Annotated in this window: 25 protein-coding genes and 1 pseudogene; 14 read left to right on the forward strand and 12 right to left on the reverse strand. The window is 64.2% G+C overall.

Going from position 1 to position 24,672, the window contains the following annotated elements:
- Positions 1-250: 250 nt before the first annotated feature.
- The gene (locus IV498_RS03145) at positions 251-1,246 is read right to left on the reverse strand and encodes an LLM class flavin-dependent oxidoreductase (protein WP_269045093.1); all 996 of its coding nucleotides are present in this window, start codon (positions 1,244-1,246) and stop codon (positions 251-253) included.
- A 186-nt stretch (positions 1,247-1,432) separates the two neighbouring features.
- Between IV498_RS03145 and IV498_RS03150 the strand changes: the two genes are divergently transcribed.
- The 3 genes from IV498_RS03150 (at position 1,433) to IV498_RS03160 (ending at position 3,391) form a co-directional block, all read left to right on the forward strand.
- Positions 1,433-2,686 (forward strand): phospholipase D-like domain-containing protein, encoded by a 1,254-nt coding sequence (locus IV498_RS03150; RefSeq protein ID WP_269045094.1) that lies wholly within the window; start codon positions 1,433-1,435, stop codon positions 2,684-2,686.
- Positions 2,687-2,747: 61 nt separating this feature from the next.
- Positions 2,748-2,915 (forward strand): hypothetical protein, encoded by a 168-nt coding sequence (locus tag IV498_RS03155; RefSeq protein WP_269045095.1) that lies wholly within the window; start codon positions 2,748-2,750, stop codon positions 2,913-2,915.
- Entirely contained in the window at positions 2,912-3,391 is a 480-nt protein-coding gene (locus IV498_RS03160) for a hypothetical protein (RefSeq protein WP_269045096.1), read from the forward strand. Before IV498_RS03155 ends, IV498_RS03160 begins: the two co-directional genes overlap by 4 nt.
- Here the strand turns inward: IV498_RS03160 and mmsB are convergent.
- The 5 genes from mmsB to IV498_RS03185 all read right to left on the reverse strand — a co-directional run bounded on the left by mmsB (position 3,388) and on the right by IV498_RS03185 (position 8,685).
- Positions 3,388-4,290, reverse strand: coding sequence for a 3-hydroxyisobutyrate dehydrogenase (gene mmsB, locus IV498_RS03165; RefSeq protein WP_269045097.1), 903 nt, complete (start codon positions 4,288-4,290; stop codon positions 3,388-3,390). The genes IV498_RS03160 and mmsB overlap by 4 nt on opposite strands.
- Positions 4,291-4,419: 129 nt before the next feature.
- Positions 4,420-5,193, reverse strand: coding sequence for an enoyl-CoA hydratase/isomerase family protein (locus IV498_RS03170; protein ID WP_269045098.1), 774 nt, complete (start codon positions 5,191-5,193; stop codon positions 4,420-4,422).
- Positions 5,190-6,446: a CaiB/BaiF CoA transferase family protein gene (locus tag IV498_RS03175; RefSeq protein ID WP_269045099.1), complete on the reverse strand. Its 1,257-nt coding sequence runs from the start codon at positions 6,444-6,446 to the stop codon at positions 5,190-5,192. Before IV498_RS03175 ends, IV498_RS03170 begins: the two co-directional genes overlap by 4 nt.
- Positions 6,447-6,448: 2 nt before the next feature.
- The gene (locus tag IV498_RS03180) at positions 6,449-7,771 is read right to left on the reverse strand and encodes an MFS transporter (RefSeq protein ID WP_269045100.1); all 1,323 of its coding nucleotides are present in this window, start codon (positions 7,769-7,771) and stop codon (positions 6,449-6,451) included.
- 83 nt (positions 7,772-7,854) lie between these two features.
- Positions 7,855-8,685, reverse strand: a complete 831-nt coding sequence (locus tag IV498_RS03185) for a maleate cis-trans isomerase family protein (RefSeq protein ID WP_330059146.1) — start codon at positions 8,683-8,685, stop codon at positions 7,855-7,857.
- 204 nt (positions 8,686-8,889) lie between these two features.
- Between IV498_RS03185 and IV498_RS03190 the strand changes: the two genes are divergently transcribed.
- From IV498_RS03190 to IV498_RS03205, 4 genes are all read left to right on the forward strand, one after another.
- Positions 8,890-9,753 carry an IclR family transcriptional regulator gene (locus IV498_RS03190; protein WP_269045101.1) on the forward strand — a complete coding sequence of 288 codons (864 nt, stop codon included), beginning with the start codon at positions 8,890-8,892 and terminating at the stop codon, positions 9,751-9,753.
- Positions 9,754-10,002: 249 nt separating this feature from the next.
- Positions 10,003-10,962, forward strand: a complete 960-nt coding sequence (locus tag IV498_RS03195) for a TRADD-N-associated membrane domain-containing protein (protein WP_269045102.1) — start codon at positions 10,003-10,005, stop codon at positions 10,960-10,962.
- 92 nt (positions 10,963-11,054) lie between these two features.
- A complete protein-coding gene (locus tag IV498_RS03200) occupies positions 11,055-12,122 on the forward strand; it encodes an ATP-dependent DNA ligase (protein WP_269045103.1) in 1,068 nt (355 codons plus the stop codon).
- Between the two features lie 181 nt (positions 12,123-12,303).
- Positions 12,304-12,552: a helix-turn-helix domain-containing protein gene (locus tag IV498_RS03205; RefSeq protein ID WP_269045104.1), complete on the forward strand. Its 249-nt coding sequence runs from the start codon at positions 12,304-12,306 to the stop codon at positions 12,550-12,552.
- A gap of 228 nt (positions 12,553-12,780) precedes the next feature.
- Here the strand turns inward: IV498_RS03205 and IV498_RS03210 are convergent, their stop codons facing one another.
- The gene (locus tag IV498_RS03210) at positions 12,781-13,386 is read right to left on the reverse strand and encodes a class I SAM-dependent methyltransferase (RefSeq protein ID WP_269045105.1); all 606 of its coding nucleotides are present in this window, start codon (positions 13,384-13,386) and stop codon (positions 12,781-12,783) included.
- A 278-nt stretch (positions 13,387-13,664) separates the two neighbouring features.
- Between IV498_RS03210 and IV498_RS03215 the strand changes: the two genes are divergently transcribed.
- A complete protein-coding gene (locus tag IV498_RS03215; RefSeq protein WP_269045106.1) occupies positions 13,665-16,721 on the forward strand; it encodes an FAD-binding and (Fe-S)-binding domain-containing protein in 3,057 nt (1,018 codons plus the stop codon).
- A gap of 100 nt (positions 16,722-16,821) precedes the next feature.
- Here IV498_RS03215 and IV498_RS03220 read toward each other — a convergent pair whose 3' ends face one another.
- On the reverse strand, positions 16,822-17,109 hold the full coding sequence (locus IV498_RS03220; protein ID WP_269045107.1) for a hypothetical protein: 288 nt from the start codon (positions 17,107-17,109) through the stop codon (positions 16,822-16,824).
- Between the two features lie 221 nt (positions 17,110-17,330).
- Between IV498_RS03220 and IV498_RS03225 the strand changes: the two genes are divergently transcribed.
- Both IV498_RS03225 and IV498_RS03230 read left to right on the forward strand, forming a co-directional pair.
- Positions 17,331-17,888: a TetR/AcrR family transcriptional regulator gene (locus tag IV498_RS03225; RefSeq protein WP_269045158.1), complete on the forward strand. Its 558-nt coding sequence runs from the start codon at positions 17,331-17,333 to the stop codon at positions 17,886-17,888.
- A gap of 38 nt (positions 17,889-17,926) precedes the next feature.
- Positions 17,927-18,217, forward strand: a complete 291-nt coding sequence (locus tag IV498_RS03230) for a DUF6328 family protein (protein ID WP_269045108.1) — start codon at positions 17,927-17,929, stop codon at positions 18,215-18,217.
- Between the two features lie 31 nt (positions 18,218-18,248).
- Here IV498_RS03230 and IV498_RS03235 read toward each other — a convergent pair whose 3' ends face one another.
- Positions 18,249-20,213 carry a metallophosphoesterase gene (locus IV498_RS03235; RefSeq protein ID WP_269045109.1) on the reverse strand — a complete coding sequence of 655 codons (1,965 nt, stop codon included), beginning with the start codon at positions 20,211-20,213 and terminating at the stop codon, positions 18,249-18,251.
- Between the two features lie 91 nt (positions 20,214-20,304).
- A complete protein-coding gene (locus tag IV498_RS03240; RefSeq protein WP_269045110.1) occupies positions 20,305-21,804 on the reverse strand; it encodes a SulP family inorganic anion transporter in 1,500 nt (499 codons plus the stop codon).
- Between the two features lie 180 nt (positions 21,805-21,984).
- Here IV498_RS03240 and IV498_RS03245 point away from each other — a divergent pair, with 180 nt between their 5' ends.
- From IV498_RS03245 to IV498_RS03260, 4 genes and pseudogenes are all read left to right on the forward strand, one after another.
- On the forward strand, positions 21,985-22,242 hold the full coding sequence (locus IV498_RS03245; protein WP_269045111.1) for a hypothetical protein: 258 nt from the start codon (positions 21,985-21,987) through the stop codon (positions 22,240-22,242).
- Positions 22,239-22,388, forward strand: a complete 150-nt coding sequence (locus IV498_RS03250; protein WP_269045112.1) for a hypothetical protein — start codon at positions 22,239-22,241, stop codon at positions 22,386-22,388. The genes IV498_RS03245 and IV498_RS03250 overlap by 4 nt, the downstream gene beginning before the upstream one ends.
- Positions 22,385-23,299: pseudogene (locus IV498_RS03255) on the forward strand (NRAMP family divalent metal transporter). The gene IV498_RS03250 and the pseudogene IV498_RS03255 overlap by 4 nt, the downstream one beginning before the upstream one ends.
- Positions 23,296-23,910, forward strand: a complete 615-nt coding sequence (locus IV498_RS03260; RefSeq protein WP_269045113.1) for a hypothetical protein — start codon at positions 23,296-23,298, stop codon at positions 23,908-23,910. The pseudogene IV498_RS03255 and the gene IV498_RS03260 overlap by 4 nt, the downstream one beginning before the upstream one ends.
- 22 nt (positions 23,911-23,932) lie before the next feature.
- Here the strand turns inward: IV498_RS03260 and IV498_RS03265 are convergent, their stop codons facing one another.
- Positions 23,933-24,097: an isochorismatase family protein gene (locus IV498_RS03265; protein WP_269045114.1), complete on the reverse strand. Its 165-nt coding sequence runs from the start codon at positions 24,095-24,097 to the stop codon at positions 23,933-23,935.
- Positions 24,098-24,250: 153 nt separating this feature from the next.
- Positions 24,251-24,613, reverse strand: coding sequence for an iron chaperone (locus IV498_RS03270; RefSeq protein ID WP_269045115.1), 363 nt, complete (start codon positions 24,611-24,613; stop codon positions 24,251-24,253).
- Between the last annotated feature and the right edge of the window lie 59 nt (positions 24,614-24,672).

The raw sequence follows: 24,672 nt of genomic DNA on the forward strand, positions 1-24,672 counted from the left end.
GCCATCGAGGTGAACCTTATCCGCCGGCTGAAAGGATCGTCTGGGCGGACCTTGACTGCCTCCAGCCGTCCCGCCGCCGGCGCGTCGAGCCGCAGGAACACGTTCACGGTTGTGGTGTTGGCCGGCGTGATTTGAGCGAACTTCCGCCGCGGACTGGGCATAGCCGCCCACTCCAGGATCTGTCCGGGCCGTGGGAGGGCACCAACCGGCGGGCCGTCAGCCAGCACCGGCACGACGGCCCATGCGTTCGTCAGCTCTGCGCGCCGACCAGCCCGGTGGCCTCGGCCAACAATTCCGCAGAACGAAGCCGCGCCATGGTACCGCTGGACTGATGCGCCACAATCAGCTCGTCCGCGTCGGCGTGCCGGGCAAAGCCATCCAGGTACTCCCGCACCTGCTCCGGCGTACCCACCGCGGAGTATTTGACCATCTGTGCCACATGCTGGCCCTGCGGCGATTCCAGGATCATGTCCGCTTCCTCATCGGTAAAGCTCCGGTCCCGGCCGAAAAGCAGCGAAACCCGTGCCCTCTTGGTCGCCCGGAACTGCTCCTGCGCCTGCTCATGCGTATCGGCAGCGATGACATTCACTCCGGCAATGACATACGGCTCGGCTAATTGCGCGGACGGCTTGAACTCGCGTCGGTAAATCGCCACCGCGTCCTGGAGCGCATTCGGCGCGAAATGCGACGCGAAGGCGTATGGCAGCCCCAGGGCTGCGGCCAGTTTGGCGCCAAACAAGGAGGAACCAAGGATGTACAGCGGCACATTAGTTCCCTTGCCCGGCGTAGCTTCCACGCCTTGGATGCGGGTGGGACCGCTCAGGTAGCCCTGCAGTTCCTGTACGTCCTGGGGAAAGCTGTCCGCGGCCATCGGATCTCGGCGCAGCGCACGCATGGTGTTCTGGTCACTGCCTGGCGCCCGTCCCAAGCCCAGATCGATTCGTCCAGGGTGCAGCGTTTCCAGCGTTCCGAACTGCTCGGCGATGGTCAACGGGGCGTGGTTGGGCAGCATCACCCCGCCGGAGCCCAGCCGGATGGTTCGGGTGTTGGCCGCTACATGGGCGATCAGCACACTTGTCGCGGAGGAGGCGATTGAGGACATGTTGTGATGCTCGGCATACCAGATGCGGCGGTAGCCCAATTCTTCCGCCCGCTGTGCGAGCAGGACGCTGCCGTTGAGGCTGTCCCGCGCACTCTCCCCCTTGCCGATGGTCGCCAGGTCGAGGATGGAAAGCGGAACAGTCACGGGAGGAGCCGGCCTTTCATTGCGGGGAATGCTGCGGGGTTGGCTGCCCGCCCAGTTTGGTGCTGCCGAGTCGTTGCACCGGCACATAACGCAGAACGACGACGACGGCCGGCTTATTCCGCTGCCGCGGCCGTCCAGCGGGACAAGCGGCGGCGGCCGGTGGCTCCGAGTTGCTAAGGTTCCTTCATGAGCCCCCATCAGCTGCAGCTTGCCAAGGAAGTCGTTCGGAAATCCCTCCAGCGCATGGTTGTGGCTTTCGTGGCCGTCCAGGGAGTCGTGATCGCGGGCCTGGTGCTGGTGGACGCCATTAAGAAGCACGCCCGGACAAAGCGGTCCCGTTTTCCACGTCCCGGCACGTTTTCCAGCGAAGTCGCGGACAGTGTCACAACGATCTACACCTACGGCGAGGACCTGTACGAGGCCATGCTGGAGGAAATCGGCAAGGCCAAGCACCGGATTCTGATTGAGACGTATATCTGGAAAGGCGATTCGCTGGGCCAGCGGTTCAAGGATGCCCTCGGGGCGGCAGCCGAGCGCGGAGTTGAGGTATACGCCGTCTACGACGGATTCGCCAACCTGGTGGTACCGGCCAGCTTCTACAAGTTCCATCCGGCCATCCACCTGATGCGCTTTCCGGTGCTGCGCCCCTCGATCCTGATCGCCAACGTACGCGGCACCGGCCTGGATCATCGAAAAATGCTGATCATCGACGACCACACGGGTTTCGTGGGCGGGTACAACATTGGCTTGCTCTACGCCACCCAGTGGCGGGATACCCACCTGAAAATCGTGGGACCGTCGGTATGGGAACTTCACCAGGCTTTCGCCACGGTGTGGAACGGCAACCGGAAGCAGCAGCCGGGGATTGAGGAGTTGGATGCCGGCATTTGGGAACCCCGGATCCGTGCGGTGAACAACATTCCGGCCAATCTGGTGTACCCGATCCGGGGCGTCTATCTTGATGCCATTAACCGTGCCAGCCACCACATCTACATCACCATGGCCTACTTCATTCCCGATCACCAGATCCTCACTGCCTTGTTTAGGGCCAGTAAACGCGGCGTTGATGTGCGGGTCATCCTGCCGGAGAATTCCAATCACGTGCTCGCGGACTGGCTCTCCCGCGGCTTCTACACGGCACTGCTGCGCGGCGGCGTGACAATTCTGCTCTATCAGAACGCCATGGTGCATGCGAAGACGGCAACAGTGGACGGGGAATGGTCCACCGTCGGAACAGCCAATATCGACAGGTTGAGCCTGACCGGTAATTATGAAATTAATATGGAAATCCACGACCGCAACCTGGCCGAAGACATGGAAAAAATCTTTGAGGTTGACAGTACCAACAGCCGTGAGCTCACCCTGGCGGAATGGGAGAGCCGCCAACTGGTGGCCAGGTTCAGCGAAGCGGTCCTCGCACCGCTTCGACCACTGCTCTGAGACTGGAAAAACGCGGCCGGGAGAGGAAATTTCCGCGAACACGCAAGGACAAGGAAATGCTATGAACGATTCTGCTGAACCCGTGCCGGCCCGGGCCATCGTCGCCATCAGCCCAACCAGCGGTTCTCCCGCCGCACTGCGTTGCGGAAGACCGTTGAATGTGCTGCTGGCGGCCTGCAAGCAGGCGGCCCTCTTGGTGATCGATGCGCCGCCGAGGGCCATCTCATGAGCACCGGAACTTCACCCGTTCGCGCCGGCTCGGGCCAAGCGGCGAAAATGCCGGCCTTCTACCGCAAGCTGACCTTGGTAGGCGCGTTGGTGCTGCTGGCCGGCGCCGTGCTGGGACAGTTCGTCTTCGGCGGCATCACCCTTGCCGCTGCCGGCCTTGGCATCGTAGCCGCCGCCGCCTGCCATAACGGCCAACCGGGCTGGCGTCAGCCGCTGGTGCTGGGCTGCGCGGCGGTGGGTGCGGTGTTCACGGTCCTGACCGGACTGTATTGGCAGGACATTTCACGGCGGATTGTTTTAGGCCAGCAGCACCAGCCGACGACGGCGGCCGACGGAACGCTGGCGCTGCTGCTGGGCAGCGGAACCACCGCCGTCGCCGTTCTGGGCGTACTGGTGCTGTTGGCTTATGCGCTTCGTGTTCGGGCGCGCCGGATGGCCGTCGTGCACTCGGGCAGCTCGGGCAGCTCGGGCAGCTAACGCAGCTGGTCCACGGTCCCGTCCACGAGAGTGACAATTGCAGAGCAGTCCTTGGCGCCCAAACCGCCGTCGATCAGGCGCTGGAACAGCTGCTGGACGTGCGCTCCGATCTCCAGCGGGGTCCCGGTGGCCTCGGCTGCCGCTACCGCAAGGCCCATGTCCTTGTTGGCCAGTTCCGCCGTGAAAGTGGGGGCGAAATTGTTGTTGGCCGCCGCTGTGGCAACCACACCGGCCACCGGGTACCAGGTGCGCAGAGCCCAGCTGTCCCCGGAGGAGACCGAGGCAATGTCCCAGAACACCTGCTTGTCCAGCCCCAGCCGTTCGGCCAGCACGGCTCCTTCAGCACAGGCGGCCAGCGAAATGAACAGCATCAGGTTGTTGCAGATCTTCGCCGCCTGCCCGGTCGTGGCAGCGCCGGTGCGGATAATGTTCGCGGACATCGGCTCAATGAAGTTACTGGCGTCCTGCACCGCGGACGCTTCGCCTCCGATCATGAAGGTCAGAGTCCCTGCGGCAGCACCGCTCATGCCGCCCGAAACCGGGGCGTCAACGAAGCGGAAGCCGGCAGCCGCGGCGCTGTCGTGAAGTTGCTGAGCCGACTCAATGTCGATCGTGGAAGAATCCACGAGCAGGGTCGTCTTCGCTGCGGTTGCCAGAATGCCGTCCGCACCCAGATACACCGCGCGGGCGTGGTCACCCTTGGGCAGCATGGTAAAGACGACATCGGCATCCTTTACAGCCTCCGCCACGCTGGCCACTGGGGTGACTCCTCCGGCAGCCGCCGCATCCAAAGCCTTCGGGCTGAGGTCGAAACCCCGCACCTGGTGCCCGGCCTTGACCAAATTGGCCGTCATCGGTGCGCCCATATTGCCCAAACCGATCCATCCGATTACTGACATGGCATAAGCTCCTTCGTCCGAAACGCTAAAAGGGTGAGATGCTGCCGACTCTATCCTGCCGCTTTGCCGGGCTGCTGGTTTGGGTTCTCCCGCCCCGAACGGTTTCGCCTTGCTGGAAACCGCCGGTAGCTACCGGCGGCGGCGATGCAGGAACGCGCTCACCCTGGCACTGAATTCGCGCGGATCCGAGGCCAGGCCCTGCGGTTCCCGACGCGCCGGACCGCTCACGGGCTGCAGTCCACGATCCACCGCCGCCTTAGAGGCACGCAGCGACGCGGCGGACAACCCCTCCCATCCGGTGAGCAGCGATTCCAAAGCCGCCTCGACGCCGTCGTCTGCAATCACAGTGGTGATCAGCCCCATCTCCACAGCCTGTTGCGCGGTAAGCAACCGACCGCTGTAGAGCAGGTCCTTGGCGCGCGATGGACCCACCCGCAGCGAGAGCCGATTCGCGAACGATGCGGGCACCAGGATGCCTAACCTGGCCACGGGCATGCCGATCCGGGCCGATTGCGCCGTCAGCTGCAGGTCGCACGCAAGCGCAAGCTGGCAGCCACCACCGGCAGCGACACCTTCCAGCACGGCCACCGTAGGCACAGCCAGATCTTCGACGGCCTGCAGCGCCGTTTCCATTTCGGCGAAACTGGCACTGATCTCCCCCGCATCGACGCCGTCCCATTCGCGCAGGTCCGAGCCGGCGCAGAACATGCCGCCGCGGCCCCGTATCACCACCGCCCGAAGCGAATCCCGTGCCGCCAACTCCGCCGCGGCCCGGCCCAGGTCCCGCCATTCCGCCCGGCCCATGGCGTTGAGCCGTTCACCGGTCCCCAGCGTCAGGGTTGCCACCGAACCGGTCAGCTCGAGGTCCACCGTATTCATTTCCGCCCCGATCGTTGACGTCATTTAACCGCACCGCTCCCGCGCAGCGAGGCAATCTGCTCCGCGCTGAAGCCGAGCCCGGTCAGCACGTCGTCCGTGTGCTGGCCCAGCAGCGGCGGTGCCGTCCGGATGGCGGCCGGCGTGCGGGTAAGGCGGATCGGACAGCCGACAACCTTCAGCTTCCCGGCCGTGGGATGGTTCAGCTCGGCCACCATACCGCGGGCCAGCACCTGCGGATCCTCAACCGCCTGGTCCACGGTCTGAATGGGACCCACCGGTACGCCGGCCCGATCCAGGATCTCCACCCACTGCGCGGTGCTCTTGGTGGCCATAATGCCCTCGAGCAGCGGTATCAGCGTAGTCCGCTTAGCCACTCGGGAGGGATTACTGGCGTAACTGGGGTCCTCGGCCAGCTCCGGGCGTTCCAAGGCAGCAGCGAAGCGGCGCCACAGCCCATCGTTGCCCACCGCCACCATGACAAACCCGTCCGCCGTGCCAAACGCCTGGTAGGGCGCGATGGTGGGATGGGCAGAGCCGTATCGCCGCGGTGTTTCACCGCTGGCAAAGTAGCCGCTGGAAACGTAGGTGAGCCAGCTGACGGAACCGTCAAGGAGGCTGATATCGACCCACTGACCGGTGCCGGTGCGCTGCTTCTCATGAAGCGCCGCCAGGATTCCGATGGTCGCCCACATCCCGGCCGTGAGGTCCGCACTGCTGACCCCGACCCGGACCGGCGGGCCATCGGGCTCACCCGTAACACTCATAATGCCGCTGCGGGCTTGGGCGATGGCGTCGTAGCCCGCCCGGGCGGCGTCCGGACCCGTCTGGCCGTAGCCGCTGATTGAGGCATAGATCAATCCGGGGTTTTCGCGGGAAAGCTCGTCGTACCCCAAACCGAGCCTGGCCGCCGTACCCGGCCGGAAATTCTCCACCACGATGTCAGCCTTCAGGGCCAGACGGCGAACGGCGGCCAGCCCCTCCGGTGACTTCAGGTCCACCGCGAAGCTGCGCTTATTGCGGTTAACCGCGAGGAAATACGCCGCCTCCCCGCCCTGGAACGGCGGTCCCCACTGCCGGGTATCGTCGCCCTGGCCGGGCTGTTCGATTTTGATGACGTCCGCGCCCAGGTCCGCCAAAGTCATGGTGGCGAAGGGCCCGGACAAGATCCTGGTCAGGTCCAGTACCAGCAGGTCCGCCAGGGCGCCAGTCCTTTCGGGGACGGCAACCCCGGCCGCCGCCGTATTGGCTGGCGCCTTAGCCGTGGATTTGTCCTGCATGCTTAGAACGACCTTTCCGCTTCGACCAGCTTAGTGTCAGACCGCGAGCCGGAGATCTTGGGAAGCAGGATCAGTGCCGTCATGGCGACCGCGCAGCAGATGATGATGTAGATGGAAATCATGGTGGAATTGCCATAGTGGGCCAGCAGAGCCGCGGCAATCAGAGGTGCGGGCCCACCGGCCACGACACTGGCCAGCTGGTACCCCATGCCGGCTCCGGTGTACCGGATATCCGCGTCAAAGCTCTCCGCGATCAGCGCGGCCTGCGGTCCGTACTGGATGTCGTGCAGGATCAGCGAGACGATGATGGCGACCGCCACCAGCACCGCATTACCGGTGTTGAGCAAGCCGAAGTAAGGGAAGGCGAACAGCGCTGTCAGCAAAATGCCTGTGCCATAGACCCGGCGTCGGCCAAAGCGGTCCGAGAGCCGGCCGAAGACGGGCACACTGATCAAGCCAAGGGCCGCGGCGATGAGCGTATCGTCCAGGATGGAGTTGCTGTTCAGGTGCAGGTGCTTGACCGCATAGGTGAGCACGAAGGTGATGAACAGGTAGAACGGAGCCTGCTCAGAGGTGCGCACCAGAGCGGAGAGCAGAATCTGCAGCGGCTGGCGGCGGATGACCTCCATCAGGGGATTCTTGACCACCTTGCCGGATTTGCGGATGGCCTCGAATTCCGGGCTCTCGATTACCCGGAGCCGGACGAACAGACCCACGCCGATCAGCAGGATGCTGATGATGAAGGGGATCCGCCAGCCGTAGTTCGCGAATCCGTCAGTGCCGGTGACACCGGTGGTCAGGCGAACCACACCGGTGGAAAGGACCAGGCCCAGCGGTACGCCAATCTGCGGCCAGCTGGCCGAGAGTCCACGCCGCTTCTGGTCGCCCCACTCCATGCTCAGCAGCACCGAACCGCCCCACTCGCCGCCCACACCGACACCTTGGATGATGCGCAGCAGGATCAGCAGGATCGGCGCAGCGACGCCAATGCTCTGGTAGGTGGGCAGGCAGCCGATCAGCACGGTACCGAACGCCATCAGGAACAGGGTCACCATCAGCGTGGTTTTCCGCCCGATCCGGTCACCATAATGACCGAAGATGGCGGCTCCGACGGGACGGGCCACGAACCCGACGAACTGCGTGCCGAAGGCTGCCAGCACACCGGCGAACGCCGATTGGCCCGGAAAGAACAAATGCGGAAAGACCAGGGCCGCCGCGGTGCCGTAAAGGAAAAAGTCGTACCACTCGATTGTCGTGCCTACTACGCTTGCCACCGTGGCACGCCGGACGGCCTGCTCCCGGGTTACTTCTTGTACACTCATCATCACTCCGTTGGTCTGATGTTCGGGCATGGCGCCCGTCTTCGGATTTGTTGGTTGGTTCGGTTTAAATTTGTGGTTTGGGCCGTTCAGGCGTCTGCCGAAAAAGTGGCCTGCAGCTTTTCCAGCGTCCCGGCGAGCAGCGCACCGGCACCGGAAATGGCAGGCGGGTGCCCGAGGGCCTTGAGGATTTCGTAAGCGGTGGCCGTCGCGGCGGTAATGACCGGCACTCCCAGCTCGTCCTCGGCCCGCTGCACAGCCGCCAACGACGGCATCTGCACGCAGGCCGAGAGCACGACGGCGTCAACTCCGCTGCGGTTCAGCCGACCGGCAAGCTCGGGCAGCCGTTCCGGATCAAGCCGGCCCACCTCGAGATTGTCGGCGACCTCCAACCCGACAACGTCCTGCACTGTGATCCCGGCGCCCTCGATGTAATCGCTGACCAGCTTCGTCAATTCAGGCATGTAGGGGGTCACCATCACGACCTTGCGGGCCCCCATATCGGTCAGCGTGCGCACCAAAGCGCCGGCACTGCTGGTCACCGGGGCCGGGCGCCCGTTGTCGGCGGCCGCCTGGCCTATCACCTGCTCCGAACCGACGTGCGCGCCGGGGCCCTGGGCCATCACTGCCACCAGACAGGCGTAGGCAATCACGTCCACGTCGGCGTCGGACACGGCGGCGGAACACTCCGCGGCTTTGGCCACCATGGCCGCCAGCTCCTTGGGTGTGACATTTTTCAGCGTGGCCCGCGCGGAGTGGAAGGTGTAGCGATGCCCGGTTGCCTCCGATTGTCGGCGGAACAGCTCCGGGAGCTCGGTTTCCATCGTGGTGTTGGAGCTGGGGACAATCATGCCGATCCGTGAACTGCCCGGGACTTTGGCCTCGGGTACCGTTTCGTCGGCGCTTGCAAGCGTAAACATGTTCTCTTCCAGTTGTGTGAGGGGCTCCACGGCCGCAGGATGATCGCACTGCGCAAAACCCACATCGCGATTTCCTCACCCATCATGCGGGTTTTACGCTTGACTGTCAACGGCCGGATATTCGATCCCAAGATCAACGCAATGGAGGCCGGATATCATCGACATCAAGCAAGCAGACAACCTTCGATCGCGAGGACCGGCAGATTGGCAAAGCTAACCAACCCAGGATCGGCACCGATCCTCGTGCTGCGCAAGGTCAGCGATATCCTGAGCTGTTTCTCCATCGAATCCCCGGAGCCGACGCTGCAGCAGATCGCCCGTCAAACCGGCCTGCCTGCCAGTACCTGCCAGCGCCTGGTGCAAAACATGGTTCGGGACGGTTTCCTGGACCGCGACGGGGACCGCTACCGCATCGGCCTCCGGCTGGTCCAGTGGGCCACCCCAGGCACCTTTGGATTGGACATAGTCCGGCTGGTCCGTCCGATCCTGCAGGAGCTGCGGGATCAAACCGGAGAAACGGCGTGCCTTTACATCCGCGACGGCGCATTGCGGACCATCGTGGCTGTCGCGGAGACCCGCCATGTGGTCATGCGGCCGTTCCTGATTGGCCAGGTCATGCCGATCCATGCCGGAGCCCCGGGCAAGATCTTCCTGGCCTTCGATCCCGAGGCCCGGACGGCGCTGGCTAACACCGAACTGACCAGGTACACCGAGATCACCCCTGATAACTGGTCTCTGCTCGACGAACAGGCTCAGCTGGCCCGCACGCAGGGCTATTACGCCGCCTTTGGTGAACGCAACAAGGATGTCGGCTCGATCGGAGCACCGGTGTTCAACCACACCGGCCAACTCGCAGCCGTTTTGGGCCTGGGCTTTCCCACCCTGCGCGTGGGCCCCGACGATGTTCCCCGGCTGGGACCGGCAGTGGCGCAGGCGGCCCAACGAGCCAGCGCTGCCCTCGGTCATGCTAACGCCGTCGGCTCCGGTGACAGCGCGAATCCCGACCGCGTCCGCCCGACAACGGAGAACCGCAAGGGGCGCAAGGCTGCCAGCTCCGGAAACCCTTGACACCGCGGCGTGCTGGCGGGACAATCCAGGGACTTCGAAAAGCGGGTGGTTTCCATGAGGAATCAACATGAACGCGTCGCTGATCCGGTGGGTCTTGCGGCTGTCTCGAACCTTCGATCCGGTGGTTCGGGAGCCGCCGTTGGCGCGGAAGCCACTGCAGCAGCTTCTGGCTCAGAAGCTGACGGCCCAGCATCCAGCGACCCGCCAGCAGCCTATTCAGTTCCGGACGGGGGCCAAACGAATCCGGCGGTGGATGGCAAGCCCCGCCGAAGCAGGGGCCAAAGCCCTGGCTCACCCGATCGGCTGCGGCATCTGCAGGAGAGCCAGAACCTCGACACCCGGCTGATCAGTTTGTGGTCCACCAGTGCCGAACGTACCTGGTACATGGGCAGCCGCGAGCGGGTGTACATCTGGTGCGGCGTGGGGCTGGTCCTGGTCCTCGGTGGACTGTGGTCGTCCACCGCCGACCTCGACCGGGCCTGGGGACCGGACAAACTGTGGGGCCTGGTGGCCATCACGCTGGGAGCGGTGGTGCTGGCATGGTGCACCGTGCCGTACTGGTCCGCGCGCCGCGCCTACGCTTCAAGGAAGCGGGCGGTGGCAACCTACCGGGTGGACCAGGCAATCGAGGAACTGCGCAAAGTGATGGAGTCCGGGCAGGGAAACCTGCAGCTGCCCCGGCTGTTCGACTTGAATCGACGGCAGCTGGACCAGTATCAGGACCTGACCAAAAGCCAGCAGCACGTAGCGTTCGTGTTGACCTGGTGCGCCGCCGTTGGCGCATTCCTGGTCCTAATTGCCGGTTCCATCCTGGCGCTGCGCGTCGGGGACGAGGACAAATTCATCACCGGAGGACTGACCGCGCTCGGCACCATACTGAGCACCTTCCTCGGCAAGACCTTCTTCGAGGGCCACCGCGAAGCCATGAAACAGCTGAACTACTACTACGCCGAGCCTTCCCTGACCGGGCGCCTGCTGGCGGCCGAACGCATCCTGGACCAGCTTCCTTCGGAGAGCAGGTCCGAGTATGTCGCGGCCCTTATCACCCGAATTCTTGCCCCGGATCCGGTTCGAAAAGGTGGCGCAAAGCTGCCCGAACGCGCCGGCAAGACAACCGGACACTCTTCAGCCGGCCCGGCGGCCCCCAGCGGCCACGCCGCAGGCGGGGCCGCCGGTGCCAGCGCTCCCCCAGCAACCCCCGGACTCTGAGCACAGTCAGCGGGCGACGGAAAGACCGGCGGCCCAAAGGGTGCGGGCGCGGCGGAGGTGACACAAACCCGGCGGTGGACGAGAATTGCGTCATGCACCTGCCCATATTGCCTCCGGTCCTGCCCATGCTGGCCAAACCCGTCAAGGACATCCCGGTCGGAGATCTGGGCTACGAACCCAAGTGGGATGGTTTCCGGGCCATTATTTTCCGCGATGGAGACGAGGTGGAGATCGGCAGCCGCAACGGCAAGTCAATGGCCCGTTACTTTCCCGAACTCGTGGCCGCATTCAAGGTCAACCTGCCCGATCGCTGCGTGCTTGATGGCGAGATCATCGTCGTCGCCTCCTCGGGGGACAGACTGGACTTCGAGGCGCTGCAGCAGCGGATCCATCCCGCCGAAAGCCGCGTTAAGCTGCTCGCCGTCCAGACTCCGGCCCAATTCGTCGCGTTCGACCTGCTCGCTTTGGACGACGAGGATGTCAGCGGACAGCCGTTTGCCGAACGCCGGGCCGCACTCGAAACGGCCCTCTCCACCGCCGCAGCACCCGTCCATCTGACCCGCAGCACCGCCGATGCGGCAACGGCGAAGCAATGGTTCGAACAATTCGAAGGCGCCGGTCTGGACGGTATCGTGGCCAAGCCGCTGACGGGGAGCTATCAGCCGGACAAACGCGTCATGTTCAAGATCAAGCACGAGCGGACAGCGGACTGCGTCCTGGCCGGATATCGGCTGCACAAGAGCGGCCCGGATCTCATTGGTTCCCTGCTGTTGGGGCTCTACGACGACGACGGCATATTGGCCAGCGTTGGGGTGATCGGCTCCTTTCCGATGGAGCGGCGCAGGGAACTTTATGTCGAATTGCAGTCGCTGGTGACAACCTTCGATGACCATCCGTGGGCCTGGGCGAGGCAGGAGTCCGGAACGCGGACACCACGCAACGCCGAAGGCAGCCGGTGGAGCGCAGGCAAGGACCTCTCCTTCACGCCGCTGCGCCCGGAGCGGGTGGTGGAGGTGCGCTACGACCACATGGAGGGGATCCGGTTCCGGCACACCACCCAGTTTGTCCGCTGGCGGCCGGATCGCGAACCGCGCTCGTGCACCTATGCCCAGCTGGAAGAGCCTGTCAGCTTCGATCTGGCGGATGTGCTCGGCGGCTGAACAAGCCTGCCGCGCCGCAGGCTCCCGTCCGGCGCTGCACACCCGGGGCGGTGTTCTCCCATCTTTCCAGTGGCCGGCTACGAATCAAGGGCACAGTGGCCCAGGGCTGGCCTCCGCCTTGGCCAAGCCAGCGGACGACAGTTGCACGGCCGACGACGCCACATTCCAGGGAGCCTGAGCCATGCCGGAAGACGATTCCTCCATCACGCACTATTTGACCGTCGCGGAACTGGCCACCGCGACGCGGCTGTCCAAAATGACGATCTACCGGTTAATACATGCCGGCACGCTGCCCGCTGTGAGCATCGGGCGGTCCTTCCGCATTTCCCAGTCAGCCGTCGACGCCTACCTCGGCCGACCGGCGGCGGACGCGGACGCAGCAGACACGGCCGCGGTACTTCCGGATTCTCCGCTGGCACGGGACAAGTAGTCGGCTTCGATTTGGGCCCGCCGCGCCAGCAGGAAACACGTAGCCGCTACTCGTGCGTCGGAGAGTGGCGGACCCGTAGCTTTAGTTCAGTCGGTCGGGGTGCATGCGCCCCCACCGGTGCACGCAGGTGTGCTGAGCCCGCCAGCGGGGTCGACGGCGGTGAAGTCTCTTGAGACCAGGCTTCCCCCAGCCGCCGTCGGCCCAATGCTCATGACAGCCCGGCGATCGTCAGTGCCGGACGAAGACTGCCACCAGGAAGTCCGACGACACGCTCCATGGCAGCAGATCCCACGTCGCAAACCGTTCCTGGCAGTCAAGGCCAGCGGAGCCGGCGTCGGCCCAGAACTGCTCGAATGCATACCCCCGGCCGGCACCGAAGCCCACCACCAGTCGACCCTTCGGCGACAGGTGCCGGCCCAAATTTGCCAACACGGCAGGGGCGGTTCCCGGCGCGAGGAAGGTCATGACATTACCGGCGCTGACGATCAGATCAAAGGGATCGGTGATGCCCCGCTCGGGCAGATCCAATTCGGCCAAGTCAGCCACGAGCCACTCGCCGTCGGGATGGGTTGCGCGGGCAGCCGCTATGAGCTCCGGATCAACGTCCACCCCCACTACGTTGTGCCCGCGGTTGGCCAGCTCGGCCCCTACCCGGCCCGGTCCACACCCCGCGTCCAGAATCCTGCTTCCGCGTGGAACCATGGCGTCGATCAGGCGCGCTTCGCCGTCCAGGTCCTTACCCTGCTCCCGCATGGCTTCAAAGCGCTGGATGTACCACGCCGAATGCCCCGGGTTCGCCCGCTTTTGTGCCTCCCACAACGTTTCTTCCCTCATGCCCACAAGCTTAAGCCTGATCGCGGGTGACCTCAGAGCGAAGGGGGGCGTTGAGGCGTTGAGAGACCGGCGTTCCTACGGTGGAGATGGGACTTCGGGCAGCGAAGTGGCGTTTCAACGGCCCTGACCGCAGTAATCTATTGCGAAGGGCGTGGTTGGGCAAGCTGCGGGCCGGCCGGTGCGCCACCGCACCCTGTGTCGCGCCGACGGTAACTTTGGACGAAGTTGGACGGCATTCAAGCGCTGGTGGCAGCGAGGATAACCATGAGGGCAAACGCATGAGCACCAGCGACACCGGCGCCACGAGCCACTTTGGCGGCAGCGGCTCTGACAGCAGCGGCTCCGGCACCAGCGGCTCCGGCGCCGCAACTTCCGGCGGTACCGGGAACGAGCGCTTCCAGCTTCTGCGACAGCAGGGTCTCGAAGTCGACGTCAGCACGCGCCGGCTGTCCGAATACAGCTACGACGCCTCCAATTACCGGCTTCAGCCTGCCGCCGTCGCGTTCCCCCGGACTGTCGACGATGTCGTGACCGCTGTGCGCTTCTGCGCGGCCAACCACATTCCGCTCATCAGCCGTGGTGGCGGTACATCGATGGCCGGAAATGCCGTCGGCGCGGGCCTGGTGCTGGATTTCTCCCGGCACATGGACGCGGTGCTGTCCGTGGACCTCCAGGCGCGGACCGCCACCGTGGAACCGGGGCTGGTGATTTCGCACCTGCAGCACCACATTGAAACCGAAACCGACGGGAATCTCACTTTTGCTCCGGACCCATCCAGCAAGAGCCGGGCCACAATTGGCGGTGCCGTGGGTAATGATGCCTGCGGGAATCATTCCGTACGTTACGGGCGGACCTCCGACCATGTGCTCTCCCTGGATCTGGTGACAGCGGCCGGCGTTCGGCTGACGGCCACCCGAACCGGGCTGCAGGCCACCGTAGCCGGCGACGCGGAAGCCGTTGATTGTGCGCTTCGGATGACCACGAAACTGCTCGAACTGTGCCACAACCATCTGCAGGATTTTCGCCTGGAGCTTGGCCGGATCCCGCGACAGGTCTCCGGCTTTCACCTCTGGCATCTGCTGCCGGAAAATAAGTTCGATGTAGCCCGCGCGCTGGTCGGCAGCGAGGGTACCTGCGCCGTCGTCGTGGCCGCCATTCTAGCCCTGGTGCCCAAAGCCCCGGCGGCGCTGTTGGTCAGCCTCGGCTATGACGACGTGGTTGCGGCGGCTCGGGATGTGCCCACCATCCTGGAATTCTCCCCCGCCGCCATTGAGGGCATCGATGAGGCGATCGTGGAGACCATGCGGGCCCGCCGCGGGGCGGATTCGGTCCGCGGCCTGCCGGCGGGGAAGGCCTGGCTGTACGTGGACCTCGACGGCGACGACCCGGCCGACATGCAGGCGCAGGCGGCCGATCTGTTGGAACGGCTGCACGGCAACGGCCGCCTTATTCAGGGCCGGGTCGTTCCGGACATGGCCGAGCGGGCATCGCTGTGGCGTGTCCGTGAAGACGGCGCAGGGTTGGCCGCCAGGCTGCACACTGGTGGAGAGTCCTGGCCGGGCTGGGAGGATTCCGCCGTTGCACCTGAGAAGCTGGCCGACTACCTGGCTGACTTCCGCGATTTGCTCACGGAGCATGGTCTCCAGGGTGTTATGTACGGCCACTTCGGAGCCGGCTGCATGCACGTGCGGGTCACCTTCGACCTGCGTTCGGAACAGGGCCGGGAAGTGATGGAGCGGTTCACCCGGGCGGCGGCCGAACTGGTGGTCCGACACGGAGGTTCGCTCTCCGGCGAGCATGGTGACGGCCGTGCCCGGTCGGCGCTGCTGCCGCTCATGTACTCCCCTGCCCTCCTGGCTTCCTTCACGGAGTTCAAGGCGGTGTGGGATCCCGAGGGACTGCTCAACCCCGGGTCCATCACGGTGCCGCAGGCCGTGAGCCAAAACTTGGCGCTGGAGGGCGTTCCGGAGCGGCAGTGGCGCACCAGTTTCGATCTGCACGCGGTGGCCGGCAGCAGCACCCCCGCACCGCTTGACCCGTTCGTCAACGCGGTCCAGGGGTGCGTAGGCATCGGCCGCTGCCGCAGCGATTCCGGCGGGGTGATGTGCCCCAGCTACCGCGCCACCGGCGATGAAAAGGATTCCACCCGGGGCCGTGCCCGGGTGCTGCAGGACATGGTCCGCGGTGCACGCACGGTACAGGAAGGCTGGCAGTCCGAAGATGTACGCGAGTCGCTGGACCTATGCCTGTCCTGCAAGGCCTGCGCAACGGACTGCCCGGTCGGGGTGGATATGGCCACCTACAAATCCGAGTTCTTTGACCACTACTATCGGAGGCGGATCCGACCGCTCTCGCACTATTCACTGGGCTGGCTGCCGCGCTGGCTCAAACTGACCGGGCGAATCGCGCCCCTGGTGAATCTGGTGTTGGCCGGACCGGCCGGCAAGCTGATCGCCCGCGCCGGCGGCCTGACCACCCGCCGCAGCCTGCCCGCTTTCGCTTCGACGAATGCCTGGCGCCAGGCCACATGCGCAACCCGAAACTCTGCACCCGGTGGCAGGGGGCCGGGCCCCAAAGTACGGGGCGGAACGGCGGATACCGCTGCCGTTGCGGATGTGGTTCTTTTCGTGGACACCTTTACCCGCGGTTTCCGTCCGCATCTGGCCGGAGTTGCGCAGCGGGTGCTCGAAGGTGCTGGGCGGAGGGTGGAATGCACTGCCGATGCCTGCTGCGGGCTGACCTGGATCTCCACCGGTCAACTGGACACCGCCAAGAAGCTTCTGGCGAAGGCCGCCGCGACGCTCGACGACGGCACGGACCGTCCGATTGTGGTCATCGAGCCCAGTTGTGCGGCGGCGCTGCGGAAGGACCTGCCCGAACTGGTACCCACCGACGCCGCCCGGCGGGTAGCGGCACGGATTCAGAGTTTCGCCTCCGCCGTGACCACCCTTGCCGGCAGTGGCTGGACGCCGCAGTGGCGCGGCGGCATGGTGCCGGAGGCTGTCACGGTGCAGACGCACTGCCATGAATACTCCGTCTTCGGGGCAGCAGTGCAGCGGGCGGCGCTGACCGCAGTCGGCGTCAAAGAAATCCGGGAGGCCACCGGCTGCTGCGGTGTGGCCGGCAACTTCGGCTTTGAAGCGCAACACTACGAACTGAGCATGCAGGTGGCCGAACAAGCGCTGACCCCGGCACTGCGCTCGACTGCCGACGGCACGCCGGTGCTCACTGACGGCTTCAGCTGCCAGATGCAGGTCAAGGCGCTGGCGCCAGGCCGGCCTTCCCTGCACCTCGCCGAACTGCTCGATCCAGGCAGCGGCCCTGCCTCGCGATGAGCCGCCTGGCTGCTGCTCGTCGGACTCGGCGTCGCGCCTGATCTGCTGCAGCCGGTGTCAGCCGCCGGGGAGCAAGGCCGGCTGCGGCCTTACCGGGCGGTCACCAACCGGGGCGGTTTGTCCGGCGTCGGTGCAGGCGCCGGGCGATATCGGTGACGGCGAAGAAACCTGCCGCCGCGGAGGCCACGATCAGGAACAGCATAAGGTATAGCCATCCAAGCGTGACGAGCGCCGAATGCGGCGTGTGCAGCAGGGTTAGCCCACCGAACAGTGCCAGCGTCCAGAAAAGGGCAACGACGACCAGAATCGAAACCGCCGGAAAATATTCATGACGCAGTACGGTCTTGAGCCAAACCAGGCCCTGCCGGTATGTCGAAGTAATTTGCACAACAACAAGTATGGGCTGGGTCTACGCAGACCCGCTGCTGGCACCGGCGTGTCGGAGCTGTGATGCCGGGCACGGATGCGGCCGACCACCGGTTGCAGGTGTAGAATGTTCCCACCATGACAATCCCGTCGCGGACAATTTCCGCCGCTTCACGCTTTTCGCCGCCGGTCCTCCTGCCAGATACGACCGGAAGCTCCTTGGCTGAACCCCGCGAGCGGATCATGGCCGTGGCCTACGAATTGTTCTCCAACCGTGGCGTCCGGGATGTGGGAGTTGACGAGCTCGTCCGCCGTGCTGGTGTTGCGAAGGCGACTTTCTACCGTCACTTCCGTTCCAAAGACGATTTGGTTCTGGCCTTTCTGGCCCGCAGGGACCAGGTCTGGACCACGGACGAGATTATTGCCCGGGCGAAGGCCCGGGGTGGAACGCCGGCCGAACAACTGCTGGCCATTTTCGACGTGTTTGATGAATGGTTCCACCGGGCAGATTTCGAGGCATGCTCCTTCATCAACATTTTGCTCGAAATGGGATCTGCCCACCCGCTGGGCCGCGCCAGCATCGGTTATCTGGAACGCATTCGCGCCCATGTGCGCGGTCTCGGCGAAGAGGCCGGACTCAGCGATGCGGAAGGCTTCGCCCGTTCCTGGCATATCCTCATGAAAGGCTCCATCGTCTCTGCCGCCGAAGGGGATACCGCAGCCGCGACCCGTGGGCGCGTGATGGCCGAATGGCTGATCGAACACCACCGACACACGGAAGCCGCTTCTCCGGGCCGCTGATCGGCCGGGACCGCTGGAGCCGGATACCGTAGAGGCTGTTGGGTGCAGCAAAAGTTCTGCACCGCACGCTCTTCCGGCGGCGGTTGAAACGTGAAATTGTCGAAAACAGCGCAACCGTGTTGCGCATCGCTCTGGTCGGAGCAGCCGTCCTTGCCGCCGGAACCGCCTCCTTGGTTTTTGACGTTGTGGTCGGAAGAGCGGCGGGCCTGACCGTCCTGGCAATCCTGCCGGCGGTCGTGGGTTTGCTGTGGCTTACCTATCCTGCGATCGTGGGTCGCCGGGGCCGCAGCGGGGGCAAAGCTCAAGCCGCCCGGGCCGTCGATTCCTGACCCTGCCACCGGAAGCTTTGCCAGAGGTCTGCTACCCGGCACTAAAGCCGGTGCGGGAAATAACGATGGGAGGTTCAAGAAGTCTCGGGGTGGGCAGCCCCGTTCTGGCAACGGGCCGCGTGCCGCCGGATGCTGTTGAAGCGTATTCCCACTTCCGGACCACCGAATCGATGACCAACGGGTAAACCTCCAGAGTGCCGTCGTCGCGGATGCACATGCGCAGAAAGCCCTTATGGTCTTCAATGGCTTGACTCGACATCTGCCAGTCCGCAATCTGTGGAGTGACTGCCGTCAGAGTAAACACTCCGAACGCCTCACAGCCCAGCGCCGCGCCACCCAGCCACGCCATCAGCCAGGTGCAGCCGTGGATGGCCCAGCTCGGCCAGTGCTGCGGCCACGGAATGATCGTGGCTGCAAGGACCAGCAACAGGGTGACCATCAGCTCCAAACCGAGGCCTACAAGAACCGGCGCCCGGCGCTGGATCAGGTTGCTTCCCCGACAGGCAGCAGCGATCCAGCCGGCCGCCACAACAACAGCCAGAATGGAACCGGCGACCGCGCAAAACCAAAGGGTCGGTTGAACCTGCAGCGACCTGCCCGTTCCAACAGCCTCCGGCGTCAGCGCCGGACCGGGATTGAGGAACCAGACCACCGCCATAAACACTGCCAGATGGATGAAACCGAGGGCCACGGCGAATCCCGGATTGCGCCACGCAATCCAGTGCCTGCTGAAGGGATTGATAACCCGTCGGCTCATGCGGCGCGAGGCAGCCGGCTCGGGATAAGCAGCCGCCGCCCGGACGAAGACCGACGCCGGCAGACCCGAGGACTGCATGCGGGAACGCGGCGGGGGCAAGATGAGCTGGTCGGGAAGCCGGTGCGTGTCAGCCAAGTAGGCGCCGCCGAGTCCGCAGGTAATCAGCTGCACGGCCCGCGGATCCGCTCGCGAGGTTTCGGGACTGTCGGACTCCCGCCGCACCTCCTGCGGTCCATCATGGTCATCGCCGTCGTGCTTTACTTCCTGCTGATAGCGGCAGTAGTGATGGGAATCGCCGCTGAGCCACAGCCGGACCTCCGCACCGGTGGGAACAAGCTCCCCGGTCTGCGGATCTACCCTGTTGCGTATGTAGTGCTTGAGAAAATAATGCAGCTGGTTGAATTCGTCCGGGTCTCGGGTCGCTGTGTAGACCCAGGTCGGCTCGGCGGCGCAGAAGATGATCCCGTCACCGGGGCGCAGTTTCGACGTCAACTGGTCCCGGAAGTAATCCAGCTGCGGCTGGTCGATGTACTCGCCCAGCTGACTGTCCAGACCCACAATCCACCAGCCCGGTGACGGCTGCAGAGCGAAATAGCTGCGGGTCTGGACCGTGGTCCAGGCCCCGATCTTCCGGTTCCTGGTGAATATCCGCAGGAAGGCGGACAGTCCGTCATACCAGTCGTGGTTTCCGGGAATGGCCAGCAGTGTTTGATTAGGGCCGTCTTCGGCGCCCAAGCTGTCTGCCGGAAAGGCTGCCGCATAGGGCCCGGTCGTGCGGTCTTCATAGGCACGGGCCGAGGCCGAAGGGTAAACCTCGTCGCCGCCGAGGACGAGGACATTGCCGCGTGGCAGACGCAGAAGGCGCTGCGCACCGCCGCCGTCGTCAGCCACCGGCAGCTTGCCGTCGGAGGCCGTAAGGACCGTGGCATCGAGCGTCAGTTCCGACTGGGCCAACAGCGAAGCCACGGTATAGGTGGCGTTGAAGCCATCTCCGATGTCGGCCGCATAATCCAACCAGAGGTCTCCGCTGGGAGGGTCAACCAGCTGCAGAACATCCTCACCGAAGACTGCCTGGACCTCACGCTTGTCACCATAGTTCGCGAATATGGAGGCGAGCCCGGCCTTGACCGCCGTCCGGACCAGCTCACCAGGTTCGAGCCAGCGGACGCAGGCTTGGGGATTGAACCCCAGTTGCTTTGCCCGATCGGCTTCGCCGCCAGGTGTGCTCCGGGCAGTCACGGGCGCCGGGCACGCACCTCACCGCCGTACCTTGGATCCAAAATGTCCGTCACCTCCTGATACCTCTATATCAGGGAAGCGGACGCTCACGCTATGCACCAAATTGGCCGGTAAGCCGCCGATGGAAGACCGAACTGCGTTCGTCAAGCCCCTCGAAGGTCACGGTGGCTCCGTGCTCACGGTACTTCGTCTCGATGGAGTCCAGGGCCGCGACGCTTGATGCGTCCCAGATCTGGGCGTGCGTGAGGTCCACGCTCACGTCCGCCGGATCGAGTCCATAGGAGAAGCGCTCCACGAGGTCATTGCTGCTGCCAAAGAACAGCGGTCCGCGGACCTCGTAGTGGACGGATAGCCCGTCGTCGGCAGCGGTCCGGTCGACGCGGATCACATGGGCGATCCGGCGCGCAAACAACACCATGGCCAGGATCACGCCGACAAGGACACCGACTGCGAGGTTTCCCGTCGCCACGACAACTATCACGGTGATTCCCATGACCAGCGTCTCTGGAACGGGCATCCGCTTCAGCGTTGTGGGTTTGACGCTGTGCCAATCGACGGTGGTGATGGCGACAATCATCATGACCGCTGCGAGCGCCACCATGGGAATCTGGCCCATGATGGAACTCAGTCCTGTCACCAGGGCCAGCAGAAACAGCCCGGCGACCACGGTTGAGATCCGGGTGCGGGCACGACCGATCTTCACGTTGACGATGGTCTGGCCAATCATGGCGCAACCGGCGATCCCGCCGTAGAAACCCGCGGCGATGTTTGCCACCCCCAGCGCCCATGATTCACGGCCTTTATGGGACTTGGTATCCGTCATGTCGTCGACAAGCTTGGCGGTGAGAAGAGTTTCCATCAGCCCGACAAACGCGGCGCTCAGCGCGGTGGGCCAGATGATCTGCAGTGTCTGCAGGTTCAGCGGCACGAGCAGAGCGGTGACGCCGGGCAGGCCACCATCGAGCGGTCCCTCCCCGGCCACGTTGGGGACGGTGAGGCCGGCGATAATTACGACGGCGGTCACCACCACTATCGCAACGAGCGGGGCCGGCACCACCTTGGTGAATCTCGGCAGTATCAGGATGATGGCGATGGTCAGCCCGAACAACGGATAGACCAGCCACGGGACACCGATCAGATGGCGAACCTGGGCCATGAAGATCAGTACTCCCAGGGCGTTGACAAATCCGATCATTACCGAACGAGGGATAAAGCGCATCAGCCTCGCCAGTCCCGCCAGGCCAAAGGTAATCTGGACCAAGCCGGCAAGGATCACCGTGGGCAGGACGTATTGGACGCCGTGGGCCTGTACCAGCGGTGCAATCACGAGGGCAACTGAACCGGCCGCCGCGGTGATCATGGCGGGCCGGCCGCCGAGGACCGACATCGTCAGCGCCAAAACGATGGACGCGACGAGGCTGACAATCGGGTCAACACCGGCGATGACGGAGAACGAGATGACCTCGGGGATCAGGGCGAGCGTGGTGACAATTCCCGCTAAAATTTCACGGGTCAGCAGGCGCGGTGTCCGGAGCGCGCTAAGTACGCTCCCGGTAACCTGGGCGCCTGATTCAGGGTTGGCAAGGGCCATGGACGACTCCGATCTGGGCGCTTCAACACTACCGCAACGCCGGTTCCAAGCTGTGATCGCGACGCAGCACACTCTGTGTAATGTCCTAAGGAGTGGATAAAGGACGCCAGGGAGCAGCGTGAGGACCAGAGGCAGAAGGGTTCCGACAGCCCTGCGGGTGGTGGTGCTGCTGGCCTGCTGATGGGGCTAGCCGGATGTACGACGGCCAGCGGCGGTCCGGCCGGAACTCTCTCCCGGGCTCTGGACCAGTGCCCTTCCGCCACCTCCAGTGTCAAACTGTCCTTGAATCTGTTCATCAAGGGCAAAGCAACGACCGCAGCCGCTGCCACCACAGCCGAAGATATGGCCAAGGAGATCCTGGACGCGCAAAAACAGGCCACGAAACTTCAGGCCGACACAAACCAGGATCGCAGCGAACAATCGCGGCGCTCGATTTGATCAACAGCACCGCCAAAACGGTGATTTCCGCCCAGCGGGCCCTCACCGACAATGACGCCGCCGCCATTCGGGCCGCGGCCCAGGGCCTCAAGTCACGAGCTCAGGAGCTGACTTCCATGAGCAGGCACCTGAAGGCAGAGAAGTGAAGAACCTGCTTGGACTTGCCCTCAGCATCCTGACCGCCATCGGCGGGTTCGTCGACATCGGTGACCTGGTTACCAACGCGGTGGTGGGTTCACGTTTCGGCCTGAGCTTGGCCTGGGTGGTGGTTGTCGGCGTGGTGGGCATCTGCCTTTTTGCTTATATGTCGGGGAAGGCGGCCGCGATGAGCGGGCGTGCCACCTTCGAGATCATCCGCGAACGATTAGGGCCGCGGGCGGCCGTTGGAAATCTCGGCGCCTCCTTTTTGATCAACCTGATGACCCTCACGGCGGAAGTCGGTGGCATTTCACTGGCCCTGCAGCTGTACAGCAGCGTGAACTATCTCCTGTGGGTTCCGGTGGCTTTAGTTGCCGTATGGCTTGTTGTTTGGCGGGTCAAGTTCAAGATCCTGGAAAACGCCACCGGACTGTTGGGCCTTACGCTCATTGTTTTCGCCGTCGCCTTATTCCTGCTCGGACCCAACTGGATGGAGTTCGCGGGTCAGGCGTTCACCCCGTCGATGCCGCAGTCCGAACATGTGTCAACCTACTGGTATTACGCCGTGGCGCTCTTCAGTGCTGCCATGACCCCGTACGAGGCCTTTTTCTTCTCCTCCGGCGCGGTGGAGGAGAAATGGACGGTCAAGGATTTGTCCTAGTCCCGGCTCAATGTGCTGGTGGGCTTTCCACTCGGAACGGACCCGATCCTGATCACGGAATACTCCGTGGTCTTTTCAGCCATCGCCCTGCCGCTGACTTACATTTCGATCCTGATTGTCTCCAATGACCTCCAGTACATGGGCAATTATGTGAACGGCAAAGCCATGAATTTTGGCGGCACGGTGTACTTGGGAGTTATCTTGGCCGCGTCGCTGGCGGCCATACCGTTGATGATCATCACAGGAGCCGGAGCATGAGCGAGGATCTGAAGAAACCACCGGCAACACGGATTTTCGGTGGCCGGCCGCCGTCGTCCCGGCTGGCGCGGGTCCCGTGGGCTGACGTGACGGAGATCGGCATCGTCCTCAAACTTGGTGTCCAGGCGGAATCGTTGGACATCAGCTGGGTCGAACGCTGGGTCAGGGACCATATCATCAGCAAGATCCCCGGAGCCCGTCATGATCTCGGTGACATTTTGGGATGCCCTGTCGCCGATGAGCAGGGCCGGCGATTGGGGTATGCGGTGGACGCACGATTCGTCCACGACGGCCCCGTTTCACGCGGCGACAATCCGCACTCACCCGACAGTGCTGGCGGCGCTGACGGCGCCGGCCTTAGCGGAAGCGTTGTGCCCGCGGCGCGGCTGCACGGTTTCATTGTCAGTCCACACACCCGTTCGTCCTTTCTGGGCTATGCGAGGACCAACGTCAACGCATCCGCGGCGCTGGCCTGGATCCTGGCTCGGCGGCACCGCGGTTCCTTCCTGGTGCTCTGGCCGGATGTCGCAACCATCACCTGGCATGGCATCTCACTTCGTCAGGGCTTCACCAAGTACAGGCCCAGCCTGCACGAAAGCCAGGGGAATTGAGATAGTGGCCCGACGGCGGCGGTTAAGCGGAGGAGGAGGGCCGGTTCCGAAGGCTCTGCACCCAGGCATCGGTGTCAAGGACTGAGGCCTGCCTCGGGAAGACCTTCCCGAGCAAAACCCTGTGGACCTCGGGATCAGAATCCGCACACGCATCGGCCAGGATGGTCAGCTCGTAGTCGAGGTCCATTTTGGACGTCCATGACCAGTAGTGCGGTACTTACCATGCCAATCACCCTACCGACAAGGAGCACCCTTTCCTGCCATCAGTCGTGGCAGGACCGGAGACTTCACAACGGGACGGGCCCATGCTGAGCAGCGGCCGACAACGACGCGCCGTCGGTCAGCGCGGGCTGTTCATCCGCCGCTGCGCCAAACTTTCCACCAGGGCGTCAATGAGGTCCAGCGGGACTGGCTCGAGCAGCGGGAACCTTATGGTGTCCTTGGCAGCGCGGTACGGTGCGAGCCGTTTCTCGAGTTCATCCTCGAGGACGGGGATCGGATACAGGCCGATGTGATGCTTCCAGGCGGCAAAATAAATCAGGTGCTTCCCATTCAGCTTCACGACCGGGATTTGATAGCTGATGGCCTCCTCGGCACCCGGCACCGCGTCCAGTATGGTTCCTCGAACCTGCCGGAGGAGAACCTGCACGTCCCCGGGCAACGAGCCGATGTACTCGCCGACGCTTGAAAACCGGTCAGCCATGGCCTGCCTTCCTCCCCCTCGTTCAACGTCCCCCTGCCGCTGCCGTGTTCAGGGCCTGA

It is taken from the genome of Paenarthrobacter sp. Z7-10 (assembly GCF_026932795.1).
Lineage (GTDB): Bacteria > Actinomycetota > Actinomycetes > Actinomycetales > Micrococcaceae > Arthrobacter_M.